The 15296-nt window shown below is 69.1% G+C and carries 12 protein-coding genes and 1 riboswitch; of the genes, 4 read left to right on the top strand and 8 right to left on the bottom strand.

What is annotated here, in order from left to right; genetic code table 11:
* Nucleotides 1-141: 141 nt before the first annotated feature.
* Nucleotides 142-1530 (bottom strand): flavin monoamine oxidase family protein, encoded by a 1389-nt coding sequence (locus BST11_RS21970; RefSeq protein ID WP_083140114.1) that lies wholly within the window; start codon nt 1528-1530, stop codon nt 142-144.
* Nucleotides 1531-1744: 214 nt separating this feature from the next.
* On the opposite strand from BST11_RS21970, the gene BST11_RS21965 reads away from it, so the two are divergent.
* On the top strand, nt 1745-3262 hold the full coding sequence (locus BST11_RS21965; protein WP_083140113.1) for an MmgE/PrpD family protein: 1518 nt from the start codon (nt 1745-1747) through the stop codon (nt 3260-3262).
* On the opposite strand, the gene BST11_RS21960 is transcribed toward BST11_RS21965, so the two are convergent.
* Genes BST11_RS21960 through BST11_RS21950 form a run of 3 tightly spaced genes read right to left on the bottom strand, consistent with a single transcriptional unit; the run spans nt 3259 to nt 6732 of the window.
* On the bottom strand, nt 3259-4182 hold the full coding sequence (locus tag BST11_RS21960) for an HpcH/HpaI aldolase/citrate lyase family protein (protein WP_083140112.1): 924 nt from the start codon (nt 4180-4182) through the stop codon (nt 3259-3261). The two genes, BST11_RS21965 and BST11_RS21960, sit on opposite strands and share 4 nt — an antisense overlap.
* A 17-nt stretch (nt 4183-4199) precedes the next feature.
* Nucleotides 4200-5384, bottom strand: a complete 1185-nt coding sequence (locus tag BST11_RS21955; protein ID WP_083140111.1) for a CaiB/BaiF CoA transferase family protein — start codon at nt 5382-5384, stop codon at nt 4200-4202.
* Nucleotides 5377-6732 carry an LLM class flavin-dependent oxidoreductase gene (locus tag BST11_RS21950; protein ID WP_083140117.1) on the bottom strand — a complete coding sequence of 452 codons (1356 nt, stop codon included), beginning with the start codon at nt 6730-6732 and terminating at the stop codon, nt 5377-5379. The genes BST11_RS21955 and BST11_RS21950 overlap by 8 nt, the downstream gene beginning before the upstream one ends.
* Nucleotides 6733-6816: 84 nt before the next feature.
* On the opposite strand from BST11_RS21950, the gene BST11_RS21945 reads away from it, so the two are divergent.
* A complete protein-coding gene (locus BST11_RS21945; RefSeq protein ID WP_083140110.1) occupies nt 6817-7491 on the top strand; it encodes a GntR family transcriptional regulator in 675 nt (224 codons plus the stop codon).
* Between the two features lies 1 nt (nt 7492).
* On the opposite strand, the gene BST11_RS21940 is transcribed toward BST11_RS21945, so the two are convergent.
* Entirely contained in the window at nt 7493-8989 is a 1497-nt protein-coding gene (locus BST11_RS21940; protein WP_083140109.1) for a potassium/proton antiporter, read from the bottom strand.
* 117 nt (nt 8990-9106) lie between these two features.
* Here BST11_RS21940 and BST11_RS21935 point away from each other — a divergent pair, with 117 nt between their 5' ends.
* Nucleotides 9107-9790 (top strand): potassium channel family protein, encoded by a 684-nt coding sequence (locus BST11_RS21935; RefSeq protein WP_083140116.1) that lies wholly within the window; start codon nt 9107-9109, stop codon nt 9788-9790.
* 54 nt (nt 9791-9844) lie between these two features.
* On the opposite strand, the gene BST11_RS21930 is transcribed toward BST11_RS21935, so the two are convergent.
* Nucleotides 9845-10066: a hypothetical protein gene (locus BST11_RS21930; RefSeq protein ID WP_083140108.1), complete on the bottom strand. Its 222-nt coding sequence runs from the start codon at nt 10064-10066 to the stop codon at nt 9845-9847.
* A gap of 92 nt (nt 10067-10158) precedes the next feature.
* Between BST11_RS21930 and BST11_RS21925 the strand changes: the two genes are divergently transcribed.
* A complete protein-coding gene (locus tag BST11_RS21925; protein ID WP_083140107.1) occupies nt 10159-11898 on the top strand; it encodes a DUF3556 domain-containing protein in 1740 nt (579 codons plus the stop codon).
* Here BST11_RS21925 and metE read toward each other — a convergent pair.
* Nucleotides 11895-14189 (bottom strand): 5-methyltetrahydropteroyltriglutamate--homocysteine S-methyltransferase, encoded by a 2295-nt coding sequence (gene metE, locus BST11_RS21920; RefSeq protein ID WP_142276489.1) that lies wholly within the window; start codon nt 14187-14189, stop codon nt 11895-11897. The genes BST11_RS21925 and metE overlap by 4 nt on opposite strands.
* Before the next feature lie 112 nt (nt 14190-14301).
* Nucleotides 14302-14511: riboswitch (cobalamin riboswitch) on the bottom strand.
* A 47-nt stretch (nt 14512-14558) separates the two neighbouring features.
* The gene (locus BST11_RS21915) at nt 14559-15212 is read right to left on the bottom strand and encodes an SDR family oxidoreductase (protein WP_083140106.1); all 654 of its coding nucleotides are present in this window, start codon (nt 15210-15212) and stop codon (nt 14559-14561) included.
* Nucleotides 15213-15296 lie beyond the last annotated feature (84 nt).

Here is a 15296-nt window from a genome sequence, read left to right as displayed (position 1 = left end):
CCACCACATCTAGACCACGGCCAACCCCGCACCAACCCCTACCACCACCCCGAACGCTTCACCACCAACCACGACGACAACGACGAAGACAACAACGACAACAACGACAACAAAGAAAACGAAGACGACCCCTAGCCGCCATCAAGCCTGGACTGCTGCGGGCGCCGCGTCGTGCGCCATCACCTCGGCCGCGGCGCGCTCGCCCGAGCGAATCGCGCCGTCGATCCATCCGCACATGATCGTCGAACTCTCGGTGCCGGCCCAATGGACGCGACCGCATGGCTCACGCAGGGTGTAGCCGAATTCGGTCAGCACGCCGGTAGGCGCGTGGCTGATCATTCCGCCACCCGAATAGCGTTCCACCGTCCAGTCCTGCTCGTGAAATTCGCGGTGCGCGTTCGCCTTTTCGCCGAACCGGTCGACCAGTTCGCGGATGATCACCGCCCGGCGCTCGGCCTCGTCGAGCCTGCCCAGCCGCCGCGCCGCGGGGCCCTCGCTGATGACGCACATGACCCCCGGGGAACCGGTGTCGGTGCAGGCGTCGATGGTCAGGGTGGCCGGCGACCCGGGCGCGGCGGACTGGCCGGACAGCCCGTCGGCTCGCCAGAACGGCTCGTCGTAGACGACCGAGATCTTGACGACCGCACCGCTCGGCATGCGCTGGTGCAAAAAGGCGCGATCCACAGGCAGCATCGGTTCGTAGACAATCGATGTCGCGATCGCCAGGGGGATCGCGACGACGACCCGCCGAGCCCGCACCGTCATCCCGTCCGCGCTGACGGTGACGCCCTCGGCATCCTGGGTGATCTGTCGCACCGGCTGCGACAGGTGCACCGCGTCGCCGAGCTCGGCGGCGATCGGCCGGTAGATGGCGCCCATACCGCCGACGGGGCGGGCGTCTTGCGAGCCGCCCTTGCCGGAGATGGCGAACGTCGGGCCGCCGGCGGATCCCGTCTGCAGCAACGCCCACAGCAACGACGTCTCGGATCCCGCGGAGGTGTACAGGCCGGACAGGGCCATGTCCAACATGTCGCGGGCCTGCTTGGACATGGTGTGCTTTTCGATCCACTCACCCAGGCTGATCCGGTCCCAGGCCTCGGCTTCCTTTGCTTCCCAAGGGGTTTCGCGGGGGATCGCCTTGCACATCTTTTCCACCGCCCGCAGACCCAAGCCCAGGTTGATGACGGCCCACGGATTCAGCGTCCAGGGGATGGTGCCGCCGTAGCGGTGCTTCTTGCCGCCGACGATCATCATGGCATCGCCGTCGTTGTGCTGCTTGTACTCCGGCACGCCGAGCTCGCCCATCAGCGCGTAGATGCGGTCCTGGCCCGGACCGATCCATGCGCCGCCGCGGTCGATCCATGTCCCGTCCGGGCGGGTCTCGGTGAAGGTGCGGCCACCGACCCGGTCGCGCGCCTCCAGCAAGGTGACCGAGCGGCCGGCCTGCCGCAGCCGCAGGGCGGCCGTCAGGCCCGCGAACCCGGCACCGACCACGCAATAATCGACCTCTGAATTATCGACCTCAGACACGGCTGGCTCCTCAGCTAGGTCGGGCCCCGCCCAAGCAGCAAACTACACCGAGGGACCTGCCGGCGGTGGTGTGTTCACGCGGATTGACGGATCGGGCGGTGTTCAGAACGGGAGGCCGTATGGGGGAATCTTGCAGCCCCGAAGGCCGCACACAGCAGCACGATCCCGACCGGCATGGCGGTGCCGACGGCCTTCCGGCACATAATCGTTGACCATGCTGGTGCATACCGTCCGGACGCGGCGCAGCTCCGACGATTTCCCGCGCCGCGAGCATCTGGCAGCCAAGATCGCCGAGGTCGCCGCCGATCCGGTCGGCGTCGAGCCGGAAGTCGCGGAGATGGTGGCGAACCGGATCATCGACAACGCCGCCGTCAGCGCGGCTGCCGTGCTGCGGCGGTCGGTCACGGTGGCCCGCGCCCAGGCGCTGGCCCATGCCGTCCCGGACCGGGGAGCGAAAGTGTTCGGGGTCGAAGGCCAATACCCAGCGGAATGGGCGGCCTGGGCCAACAGCGTGGCGGTGCGCGAACTCGACTTTCACGACACGTTTTTGGCCGCCGAGTACTCCCATCCCGCCGACAACATCCCCCCGCTGGTGGCGGTGGCCCAGCAGCTGGGGCTGCGCGGCGCCGACCTGATCCGTGGCGTGGCCACGGCATACGAGATCCAGATCGACCTGGCCCGCGGAATCTGCCTGCACGAGCACAAGATCGACCACGTCGCGCATCTCGGCCCCTCGGTGGCGGCCGGCATCGGCACCATGCTGCGACTGGACCCCGAGACGATCTATCACGCGGTCGGCCAGGCGCTGCACCTGACCACCAGCACCCGCCAATCGCGGAGGGGCGCGATCTCGAGCTGGAAGGCGTTCGCGCCGGCGCACGCCGGCAAGGTGGCCATCGAGGCCGTCGACCGGGCGATGCGCGGCGAGGCGTCGCCGGCCCCGATCTGGGAGGGCGAGGACGGCGTGATCGCCGCGCTACTGGGCGGACCCGAGCGCGAGTACCGCGTGCCGTTGCCCGCCCCCGGCGAACCCAAGCGCGCCATCCTGGAGAGCTACACCAAGCAGTACTCGGCGGAATACCAGGGCCAGGCGCCGATCGATCTGGCCCTGCGGATGCGGCAACGCATCGGAGACCTCGATCGGATCGCGACCGTCGTGCTGCGCACCAGCCAGCACACCCACGTGGTGATCGGGACGGGGTCGGGCGATCCGCAGAAATTCGATCCCGACGCGTCGCGGGAAACGCTGGACCATTCGTTGCCCTACATCTTCGCCGTCGCGCTGCAGGACGGCGCGTGGCACCACGAGCGCTCCTACGCGCCCGAGCGGGCGCACCGGCCCGACACCATCGCGCTGTGGCGCAAGATCTCCACGGTCGAGGATCCTGAATGGACGCGCCGCTACCACTCGGACGACCCGGCGGAAAAGGCCTTCGGCGCCCGCGCGGAGATCACGCTCGACGACGGCGAGGTGATCGCCGACGAGATCGCGGTCGCGGAGGCTCACCCGTTGGGCGCCAGGCCCTTTGGGCGCCCGCAGTACATCGGCAAGTTCACCGAGCTGGCCGAAGGCGTCGTTACCGCAAGCGAGCAGGCGCGGTTCCTGTCCGCGACCGAGGGTCTGTCGACGCTGGAGGCGGGCGGCCTCGGAGCGCTCAACGTCGTCGTCGACCCATCGGCATTCGAGACGGCGCTGACCAGCGCGCCGACGATCCCGCCGGGCATCTTCTAACCGGCGGACCCAACGCTGCTGTCGATCGACGCGGCCCGCGCCAGCACCGCCTCGGCCATCTTGGCGTGGGCGGCGTCGACGAGGACCCCGTTGACCCCGACCGCGCCTCGGCCGAGGGCCTCCGCCTCGCGGTAGGCGGCGAGATTGCGTTCGGCGCGAGCGATTTCGTCGGCGGTCGGTGAGTAAACCTCGTTGGCCACCGGCACCTGATCGGGGTGGATCGCCCACTTGCCGGCGTAGCCGAGCAGCGAGGCCCGCCGGGCGTCGCGCTCGTATCCCTTCAGGTCCTTGAAGTCGGGGTATGGCGCGTCGATCGCGTCGATGCCGGCGATGCGCGCCGCGACGATCACCTTGTTGCGCGCGTAATGCCAGAAGTCACCGGGGTAGTCGCCGACGGGAACGAAGTTGGTGTCCACGCGGGCGCCCTGGGACAGCGAGAAGTCGCCGACTCCGAAGATCAGCGCGTCCAGCCGGGGGCTGGCCACCGCGATCTCCTCGGCGTTGGCGAGGCCCTCCACCTCCTCGATGAGCACCTCGAGCCGAATATGCTCGCTCAGGCCGAGTTTGGCCTCCAGCTGGGTGACCAACACGTCGACCCACCAGACGTCGCGCGCCCTGCGGGCCTTGGGGACGACGATCGTGTCGAGGTTCTGGCCCGCCTCGGTCACCACCTCGATGATGTCGTCGTGGCACCACCGGGTGTCGAGGCCGTTGATCCGGACCGCGCGCGCGGCGCGGCCCCAGTCGAGCTCGTTGAGGGCGGTGATCGCCTTGGCCCGCGACTGCTCCTTGACCGCCGCGGGCACCGCGTCCTCGAGGTCGAGGAACACCAGGTCGGCGCCGCACGCGGCGGCCTTGGCGAACATGTTGGAGTTGCACGCGGGCACCGCGAGCTCGGAGCGGCGCAGAAGATGAGTCATCGATGAGTTCCCCTCTCTTACAACACGCCTCGGGTGCGCAGTCCCGCGATCTCGTCGGCGCCCAGGCCCAGCAGGCCGCCATAGACCTCGGCGTTGTGTTCGCCCAGGCACGGACCCAGGTGGGCGACCGCGCCGGCCGCCGACGAGAACCGCGGCACCGGGGCCTGCACCGTCATCGGCCCGAGTTGGGCGTCATCGACGGAGACGAACACTTCGCGGTGCGTGAGCTGCTCGTCGGCGACCAGGTCGCTGACGTCGTATACCGGGGCCGCGGCCACCTCGTGGGCTTCGAAGATCGCCATCGCCTCCGAAAGTGTCTTGCCGGCAACCCAATCGGCGACCAGCTCGTCGACCTCGTGGGCCCTTGCCAGCCGTCGCTGCGGGTCGGAGAAGTCGGCGTCGCCGAGCAGGTCGTCGCGGCCGATCGCTGTGAACACCCGCAGCGCCAGCGCGGGGGAGCTGCCGGACATGGCGAGCCAACGCCCGTCGGCGGTCCGATAGGTGTTGCGCGGCGCGGAGATGTCCCAGCGGTTGCCGGACCGCTCGGGCACCAGCCCCAATTGGTCGAAGCCCAAAAGGCTTTGCTCGAGGAGCCGGGCCAGCGGGTCGATGAGGTTGACGTCGATGAGCTGTCCCGGCGCGCCGTACACGTCGCGGTGGTACAGCGCCATCATCACCGCGTAGGCGGCGTTCAGTGATGCGACGCCGTCGGCCAACATGAACGGCGGCAGCGTGGGCGGGCCGCCGGCCTGGCCGGTGACGTGCGCAAAACCGCTCATCGCCTCGCCGAGGGTGCCGAATCCCGGGCGTTGGCACTTGGGCCCGCTCAGCCCGTAACCGGTGATGTGCAGCATCACGAGCCGGTCGTTGACCGCGCGCAGGCTCTGGTAGTCCAGCCCCCACGCGCGCAACGTCTGCGGACGGGCGTTGAAGATGGCGACGTCGGCGTGCTCGACCAGGCGCCGCACCAGTGCCTGGCCCTCCTCGCGGCGCAGGTCCAGTGTGATCGACCGCTTGTTGCGCGAAATCGACTTCCACATCAGGCCGACGCCGTCGCGCTGGTGCCCCCACGCGCGGAGCGGGTCGCCGCGCCGCGGTTCCTCGAGCTTGATCACGTCGGCGCCGAACTCGCCCAGGTAGGTGGCGACCAGGGGCGCGGCGGCCAGGGTGGCGGCGTCGAGGACCCGCAGGCCGTCAAGCATCGGCGCCGACCCGGGCGGTCGAGGGCCGTTGCAGCCCAAGGTGGCCTCGCAGGGTGGCCGACTCGTAGGCGGTGCGGAACAACCCGCGGCGCTGCAGTTCCGGGACCACCATGCGCACCACGTCCTCGAACGCTCCGGGCAGATGCGTTGCGGCCAAGACGAATCCGTCGCACGCACCGGTCCCGAACCAGTCCGCCATCTGCTCGGCGACCTGGTCGCCGGTGCCCACGAAGCGCGGCCCCTGCAGCAGGGTGGCGCGATGGTTGGCCAGATCGCGCAACGTGACCGGGCGGCCACCGCCTTGGAACGAAATGTGCGCGCGCAGGTTCTGCACCAGCCCGCGGATGCCGGACACGGACCCCAGCAGTTCGTCGGTCACCGGGTCGTCGAGGTCGTGTTGTGCGAAGTCGTAATTCATCAACTCCGACAACAGCGTCAGCGATGCCAGGGGATGGACCAGCTCGTTGAGGAACATCGCCTCGCGGTCCTTGGCGTGGGCCTCGGACTCGCCGACCACGGCGTAGGCCATCGGGCAGATGCGCACGGCGGCGGGGTCGCGGCCGGCGTCGGCGATGCGGTCCTTCTGGTCGGCGTAGTGGGCGCGCGCGACCTCGATCCCGGGGTCCCCGGTGAAGATCAATTCGGCCCAGCGGGAGGCGAATTCGCGACCGCGGCCCGACGAGCCCGCCTGGATGATCACCGGCCTGCCCTGCGGGGTCCGGGGCACGGTCAGCGGCCCCCGCGCCGAGAAAAACCGTCCGGCGTGCCCCAGCTCGTGCACCTTGGCGGGGTCCGCGTAGCGGCCGGATGCCCGGTCATGCAGGATGGCGTCGTCCTCCCAGCTGTCCCAGAGGCCGGTCACCACGTCCATGAATTCGTCGGCGCGGTCGTACCGTTCGTCGTGCCCGAGGTGGGCGTCGACGCCGAAATTCTGCGCCTCGCTGTCGTTGACGGAGGTGACGACGTTCCAGGCCGCCCGGCCACCCGACAGGTGATCCAGCGTGGCGAAGCTCCGGGCGACGTGGAAGGGCGCGTAGTACGTCGTCGAATAGGTGGCGCCCAGGCCGATCCTCGACGTCGCCTGCGCCAGCACCCCGAGGATCACGTTGAGGTCCAGCTTGACCGGGCGGGCGCCGTAGCTCACCGCGTCCGCGACCGATCCGCCGTAGACCCCCGGCATCGCGAGGCGGTCGTCGAAGAACATCAGGTCGAAACAGCCCTCCTCGAGCTGGCGGCCGATCTTCGCGTAGTAGGAGGCGTCCAGATAGCGGTGCTCGGTGGCGGGATGCCGCCACGAGCCCGCGTAGACGGACGTGCTGCCCGCTTGCATGAAGGCGACCAGCGCCATCTTGTCGGTCCGCGTAGCCACGCTTTGAAATCTAACATCTGATATATCAGATTTCAAATGCGGGGTGCCGTGTAAAGTCTGGCCATGCCCCCAGTGCACGACATCGCGGCCACGGTCCGTGAGCGCGCGGCGCGTGAACTGCGCAATCGCATCCTCACCGGCGCGCTGCCCGCGGGGTCGCGGCTCGACCTCGACGCGATCACCGAGGAATTCGCCACCAGCCGCACCCCGGTGCGCGAGGCGTTGCTGGAGTTGTCGTTCGAGGGGCTGGTGCGCGTCGCCCCGCGCAGCGGCATCACCGTGATCGGTGTGAGTTCACGCGACGTGCTGGACAGCTTCACCATCCTCGGGGTGCTGACCGGTCAGGCCGCCGCCTGGGCCGCCGAGCGCGTGACACCCGACGAACTCGACGGCCTGCGGCGGTTGGCGGCCGACGTCGCCTCGCGGGCGGGGGAGGACAGCATCGGCGAGGCGAATTGGCGGTTCCACCAGGACATTCACCGCGCCGCGCATTCGTCGCGACTGCTGGCGCAGATCAGGCAGGCCGCCCACGTGGTGCCGACGAACTTTTTGACCCTCTTCCCCGATCACGAGAAGCAGTCGCTCAGCGAGCACGAGGAATTGCTGGACGCGCTCGGCGACGGAAACGCCGAAGGGGCCCGCTCGATCGCCGAGCGACACGTGCTCGAAGCCGGTCGCTCCCTCGCCGATTGGCTGGAGCGGCGCGGGGACGGTGCGGTCGCGCCGGCGCAGCAGTAGGTCAGTCCGGTTCGCCGCGCTCGTCGAACCAGTACGCCAGTTTGCCGCGGCGACTGACCGCCCGGAGTCTGCGTTCGGTGGACGCGCGCATCTTCGGAGTGGTGACGATGAGCAGCTCATCGCCGGCCTGAATGCGGGTGTGGGGCTCGGGGACGAACGCGCGCCCCTTGCGGATGATGAGCGTGATCACGCTGGGTTCCGGTAGCCGCAGTTCGAGGATCGAGACGTTGTGCAGCCGGGACGGTGGCGACACCGTCATCGTCAACAGTTCCGCCTCCAACACGTCCAGCGGCGCCGCTTCCACCTGGATCTCGCGGGTGGCCTCGCCGGAGATCAGCCCGATCCTGTGGGCGAGCAGGCTCAACCCGGGCCCTTGGACCAGGGTGAAGACCACGACCAGGATGAACACGATGTTCAGCAAGCGGTAACTGCCCGCGACACCTTCGACGATCGGAAACGTCGCCAGCACGATCGGGACCGCGCCCCGCAGGCCGGCCCACGAGAGGAACACCTGCTCGCGCCATGGCACCCGGAACGGGGCGAGGGAGATGAAGACCGAGAGCGGCCGGCCGAGCAACAGCAGCACCGCGCCCGTGACGATCGCCGGGATCAGTTCGCCACCCAGCTGGCTCGGGCTCACCAACAGGCCGAGGAGGACGAACAACCCGATCTGGGCGAGCCACCCGAGCCCCTCCGCGAAAGACCGGGTGGCCGAGCGATGGGGCAACCCGGAGTTCGCCAACACCACGGCGGACAGGTACGCGGCGATGAACCCGCTGGCGTGAGCGCTGGCCGCGGCGGCGAAGGAGACCATGCCCACCCCGAATGTCGCCAGCGGATATAGGCCGGAGGCGGGCAGCGCCGCCCTGCGGAGTGCGACCGCGCCGAGCAGCCCGCCGAACAGCCCGATCGCGACGCCAACGACCAGCTCGTACACCACGCCGGTGGTGGCGGTTCCGGGAGCGAGTGTCATCGGTGTCGTGCTGAACATGAGCACGAGGATGGCGGCGGGCGCGTCGTTGAATCCGGACTCGGCCTCGAGCAGCCCGACGATGCGCGTGGGCAACGGCAGCACGCGCAGCACGGAGAACACCGCGGCGGCGTCGGTGGGCGAGACGATCGCGCCGAGCAGCAACGAGAGTTGCCAATTGATCCCGAGCAGCAGGTGCGCGCCCGCGGCCGTGACCATCATGCTGACGCCCACCCCGACGGTGGCCAGAACACCGGCGGGCGCCAGCAGTCGGCGGATGTCGGCAAACCGCGTCGTCAGGCCGCCCTCGACCAGGATGACGGCCAGCGCCGCCGTGCCGAGGTCGCTGGCAAGTTGAACGTCGTCGAACTCGAGCCCCAGCCCGTCGTTGCCGAGGGCAACGCCGACCGCGAGGAACAGCAGCAGGCTGGGCAGCCCCACCTTCGCGGCCGCGCGGGTGGCGACGATGCTCGCCAGCAGCACGAGGCCACCGACAAGCAGCGTGACGTACAGCTGCTGCAGGGTCATATTCAATCGCCGTTCGGCTGCGGCTCAGGCCAGCAAAGTCGGGTTGTGTGCGGGTTGAACAGTAGTAACACTAATGACAAGCTGTGGCCCACGCTGAACGGTGTCAGGAGGTGGATGGTGCGGATCGGGATCGCCGGCGCGGGCGCGGTCGGTCGATCCGTCGCGCGCGAGCTACTCGGGGCGGGCCACCGGGTCTTGCTGATCGAGCGCCACGTCCACCACTACGAACCGCACACGGTTCCCGACGCGGAGTGGTTACTCGCCGACGCGTGCGAGCTGACGTCGCTCCAAGAGTCGGGCCTGGACATGTGTGACGTTCTGATCGCGGCCACCGGGGACGACAAGGTGAACCTCGCGGCGGCGCTGCTGGCCAAGACCGAGTTCAAGGTCGCCAGGGTGGTGGCCCGCGTCAACGACTTGAGAAACGAGTGGTTGTTCACCGATGCGTGGGGCGTCGACGTGGCGGTGTCCACACCTCGCGCGATGGTCGCCGGGGTCGAGGGGGCCATCGATGTCGGCCACCTGGTGCAATTGATGGGCCTCGCGGGCGGTCAGGTCAAGTTGTCGAAACTGACGCTGCCGGTGGACAGCCCACTCATCGGCCAGCGGATTTGTGACCTGTCGCTACCGAAGAACGCCGCGCTGATCACCGTGCTGCGCGGCGACGACGTCATCTTCCCGCAGCCCGACGACCTGCTCGAGGCCAGCGACGAAATGTTCTTCGTCGCGGGGAATCGGGCCGAAAGTCAGATCCGTGCCGTCATCGCCCATGACGCCCAGAATGGTCAGCGCAGCAAGTGAAACACTAACTGCCGCAACTGAATCTGTCGCAAATCAGCTATCCCCGGATCGGTGTCAGCCGGGCCCGCCGTACTGCCACACCAGGCTGTGGTCGCCGGTCATGGTCGGGTTGCACCACATCGTCCGGCCGTTGACGTCCCGGGCGGTGGCGTGCAACGCCGCGCAGGCGTCGCCCGGCGCGGGCGCGTCGGCGCGGGCGACCCCCGCCCCGACGATGCCGGCGAGGGCAGACAGGGCGGCGATCGCCGCGACGAAGCCCGATCGAAGCCCGCTCATAGTCGAATTATCCCTGCGCGGAAGGCGCCGGCAACAGATTCTTCGCGACAGCCCAGGGCATCCGCCTAGAACACGTTCTAACCTGTCAAACCATGGGATTCCTCAAACCCGAGCTACCCCAGGTCGACTTCGATGAATGGAGCAGGGGCACGCGCAGCGAGAAGATCCGCCCGATGGCCCGACACTGGGCCGAGGTGGGGTTCGGCACGCCGGTCGCCCTGCACCTGTTCTATGTCGTGAAGATCCTGCTCTACATCCTTGGTGGGTGGTTGTTCGCCTCGGCCACCAAGGGCCTGGGCGGCTTCACCCACGTCGCGCAGTGGTGGTCCGAGCCGATCGTCTTCGAGAAGGTCGTGCTCTACACGATGCTGTTCGAGGTGATCGGGCTGGGTTGCGGCTTCGGCCCGTTGAACAACCGGTTCTTCCCGCCGCTGGGCTCGATTTTGTACTGGATGCGGTTCGGGACCATCCGGCTGCCGCCGTGGCCGGAACGCGTCCCGCTGACGCGGGGCACCGCCCGCCGGCCCGTGGACGTCTTCTTGTATGCGGCGCTGCTGGTGGTGACCCTGTGGGCGTTGCTCTCCGACGGGACCGGACCGGTGCCGGAACTGGGAACCACGGTCGGCTTGCTGCCGACGTGGCGCGTGGTGCTGATCCTGGTGCTCCTCGGCGTGCTGGGGCTGAGGGACAAGGTGATCTTTTTGGCCGCCCGCGGCGAGGTCTACGCGACGATGGCCGTGACCTTCCTTTTCGGCGGTGCCGACATGATCGTCGGGTCCAAGGTGGTGTTCCTGGTCATCTGGGTGGGCGCGGCGACGTCAAAGCTCAACAAACACTTCCCGTTCGTCATCTCCACGATGATGTCCAACAACCCGCTGGTGCGGCCCCGCTGGCTGAAGCGGCGCTTCTTCGAGAAGTTCCCGGAGGACCTGCGCCCCGGGCGGCTGTCCCGGTTCTTGGCCCACGTCAGCACCGCCATCGAGATGCTGGTGCCGCTGCCGCTGTTCTTCTGCCACGGCGGGTGGCCCATCACCGTGGCCGCGGTCGTGATGGTGTGCTTCCACCTGGGCATCCTCGTGTCGATCCCGATGGGGGTGCCGCTGGAGTGGAACGTCTTCATGATCTTCGGCGTGCTGTCGTTGTTCGTCGCGCACGCCCGCCTGGGATTGGCCGACCTGAGGCACCCGGTGGTGGTGGGGATCCTGTTCGTCGTCATCGCGGGAATCGTGTTGGTGGGCAACATGTTCCCGCGCAAGGTCTCGTTCTTGCCCGCGATGCGCTACTACGCGGGGAACTGGGACACCACGCTGTGGTGCATGAAGCCGTCGGCCAACGAGAAGATCGCGCGCGGAATCGTGGCGATCGCGAGCATGCCGCAGGCGCAGCTGGAGCGCTTCTACGGCAGCCCCGAGGCCGCGCAGATCCCGATCTACATGGGGTATGCCTTCCGCGGCTTCAACACCCACGGCCGCGCCCTGTTCACGCTGGCGCACCGGGCGATGGCGGGCCAGAACGAGGATGACTACGCCATCACCGACGGCGAGCGGATCTGCAGCACCGCCATCGGCTGGAACTTCGGCGACGGCCACATGCACAACGAGCAACTCATCAGGGCGATGCAGGAGCGCTGCCACTTCGAGCCGGGCGAGGTGCGCGTCGTCCTGCTCGACGCGCAGCCCATCCACAAGCAGACCCAGGCCTACCGGCTGGTGGACGCCGCGACGGGCGAATTCGAAACGGGCGTGGTGCGGGTCGCCGACATGGTGACCCGGCAACCCTGGGCCGACGACGTCCCGGTCGAGGTGCTGTCGTCCGTGCACTCGCGGAACTAGGCCCCGGCCCGCACCTCCCGGGCGGCGGCGACCATGTTCTGCAGCGACGCGGTCACCTCGTCGACGCCGCGGGTCTTCAACCCGCAGTCGGGGTTGACCCAAAGCCGTTGCGGCGGCACGGCGCGAAGCGCCGCACGCAGCGACTCGGCCATCTCGTCGGTGCCGGGCACGCGGGGGGAGTGGATGTCGTAGACCCCCGGGCCCACGCTGTTGGCGAAGCCGGCGGCGTTGAGGTCGTCGAGCACCTCCATGTGTGAGCGGGCGGCCTCGATGGAGGTGACATCGGCGTCGAGATCGGCGATCGCCCCGATCACCTCACCGAATTCCGAGTAGCACAGGTGGGTGTGGATCTGGGTGGAGTCCGCGACGCCCGACGTGGCCAACCGGAAAGCCCCTACCGCCCAACGCAAATAGTCCTCTTGCGAGGCGCGGCGCAGCGGCAGCAGCTCGCGCAGTGCGGGCTCGTCGACCTGAATGACCGCGATCCCCGCGGCCTCCAGATCCAGGGTCTCGTCGCGGATGGCCAGCGCCACCTGGTTGGCGGTCTCGGCCAGCGGCTGGTCGTCGCGCACGAACGACCAGGCCAGGATCGTGACCGGCCCGGTCAGCATGCCCTTCACCGGCCTGTCGGTCAGGGACTGGGCGTAGGTGATCCACTCGACGGTCATCGGGTGGGGCCGGGACACGTCGCCGTACAGGATCGGCGGGCGCACGCAGCGGCTGCCGTAGGACTGCACCCAGCCGTTCTGGGTGGCGAAGAAGCCCTCCAGCTGCTCGGCGAAATACTGGACCATGTCGTTGCGCTCCGGCTCGCCGTGCACCAGCACGTCGAGCCCCAGCTCCTCCTGCAGCTTGATGACGTCGGCGATCTCCTGGCGCATCTTGGTGACGTAGGTGGCCTCGTCGATCTCGCCGGCCCGAAACGCCGCGCGCGCCTTGCGGATCGCGGACGTCTGCGGGTACGAGCCGATCGTCGTGGTCGGAAGCGGGGGCAGCTGCAGCCGCGCCTCCTGGGCGGCGCGGCGGTGTGCGGCGTCGCCGCGATGGTCGCCCGACGCGACGATCGAGTCGATCCGGGTGCGTACCGCGGGGTTGCGCAGCCGCGGGTCGCGGCGGCGGGAGGCCACCGCGGCATTGGACGCCGCGATCTCGTCGGCGACCGTGTCGCGCCCGTCATGCAGGGCCCGCGCGAGCGTGACCACCTCGGCAACCTTCTCGGCCCCGAACGCCAGCCAGCTGCGCAGGGCGTCGTCAAGCCCGGTCTCCGGCCCGAGCGAGTACGGCACGTGCATCGTGGAGCACGACGTCGAAACCGCCACTCCGGCACCCGAACCCCGTAGCTTCGTCAGCCTGGCCAACGCCGATTCCAGGTCGGTGCGCCAGACGTTGCGCCCGTCGACGACGCCGGCCACGAGCAGCTTGCCGGACAGCTCCGGGATGCCGGCCAGGGCGACGTCGGCGCCGGCCACCAGGTCGAGGCCGATCGCCTCGACCGGCGTGCGGGCCAGCCCCGCCAGCGCCGCGCCCGGGTCGCCGAAGTAGGTGGCGACGTGGATGGCGGGCCGGTTGCGGACGGCGCCCAGCGCGTTGTAGACGGCCTCGGCCAGCGCGGGCGCGTCGGGGGACATGTCGGTCACCAGCGCGGGCTCGTCGAACTGCACCCACTGCGCGCCTCCAGAAGACGGGTCGGCGAGCAGGGAGAGCAATTCGGAGTAGAGCGGCACCAGCTCCTGCAGCCGCTCGATAGGCGCCCCGCCGCCCCGGACTCCCTTGCTCAGCAACAGGAAGGTGATCGGCCCGATGACGACGGGCCGCGCCGGGATCCCTTGCGCCAGTGCCTCCTTCAGTTCCGCGAGCACCTTGGCCGGGTTGAGCGCGAACTTCGTCGCGGGCTCGATCTCGGGGACCAGGTAGTGGTAGTTGGTGTCGAACCACTTCGTCATCTCCAGCGGGGCGACGGTCTTGCTGCCGCGCGCGAGGGCGAAGTAGCGGTCCAATTCGTCGGGGACGTCCCGCGCCCGCGCGGGCAGCGCGCCGAGCATGACGGCGGTGTCGAGCATCTGGTCGTAGTACGAGAAGGTGTTCACCGGGACCGAGTCCAGCCCGGCGGCGGCCAGCTGAGACCACATGTCGCGGCGCAGTGTCGCGGCGACGGACTCGAGTTCGGCCCGGTCGGTGCGTCCGGCCCAGTAGCCCTCGGTGGCGCGTTTGAGTTCGCGGTTGGGGCCGATGCGGGGGGAGCCGGTGACGGTTGCGGTGAATGTTTGGCTGGTCACGTTGTCGTCCTTCATTCGACGGTCTGGCCACCGCCAACGGACGCACAACCGATCCGCGATGCGGTGTCTTAACCGCAACGGGCCCGGCCACCCGCCCATTCCACGAGGCGATGAGCCGCCGGACGCGGCGCGCCCGGCACAGCCGGCAGGTCTTCGGACTCGCAGGCGCGCACCGGTGGTGCTCCTAATGGCCGTCGCTTCCCAGTCTTGCGACCAGTGCGTGTGACGGCGGTCGTTCCTGCATACCGCTGCGGGACAGTCCCGGACTCTCACCGGGTTCCCTCTCGCGAAGCGCGACTAACGTGCCTCGCTCGATGCCGACGCCACGGATTGCGGCGACGGCAGACCAGCTGCGTAGCGCAGCTTACCCGTTCGCCGGCCGGGTCAGCCGGCCAGCGCTTCGGCGATGGGGACGCCGTCGCCGTTCGAGCCGTTGTTGAACTCGATGGTCCGGCCGATCGTCGAGTCGTCGGCCAGCGCGGCGGCCGCGACGAGCGCGACGTCGGCCCGTGAAACTTCACCCTTACCCTCGCCCAGCGCGATGCGCCCCGTCGCCGGCTCCAGCGTCAGCCGGCCCGGTCCCAGCACCGTCCAGTCCAGGCCGCTGGAGCGCAGGTGCGCGTCCGCGGCCGCCTTCGCCTCCGCATACGGGAAGAACGAATTATCGTGCGGCACACCGTGATCGGGGCCGGCACCGAAGTAGGACACCATCACGAACCGCTTGACGCCGGCGCGCCCCGCGGCGTCGATCACCCGGATCGCCGCGTCGCGGTCGACGGCGTAGGTGCGCGCCGGGTTCCCGCCGCCCGCCCCCGCGGAGAACACCACCGCGTCGTGACCGGTCAGCAGGCGGGCCAGCTCGTCGGTGTCCAGGCGCTCGATGTCGGCCACCACCGGCCGCGCACCCGTGGCCGCGACGTCGTCGGAGTGTTCGGGGTTGCGAAAGACCGAGCTCACCGCATCGCCGCGTTCGGTCAGGATCCGGGCCAGTTGCAAAGCGACCTTGCCGTGGCCGCCGATGACGATGACGTGTGCCATGTGTTAAACGGTACTTTCCCGCGAGACTGCGACTACCGACGCGAACTCCGAGTAGAGCCGTCGGCAGTTACAGTCTCGCGGGAA

The sequence above is a fragment of the Mycobacterium alsense genome (assembly GCF_002086635.1).
Lineage (GTDB): Bacteria > Actinomycetota > Actinomycetes > Mycobacteriales > Mycobacteriaceae > Mycobacterium > Mycobacterium alsense.
Note: the sequence above shows the minus strand (reverse complement) of the source record. Positions and strands in the feature narration are given on the sequence as shown.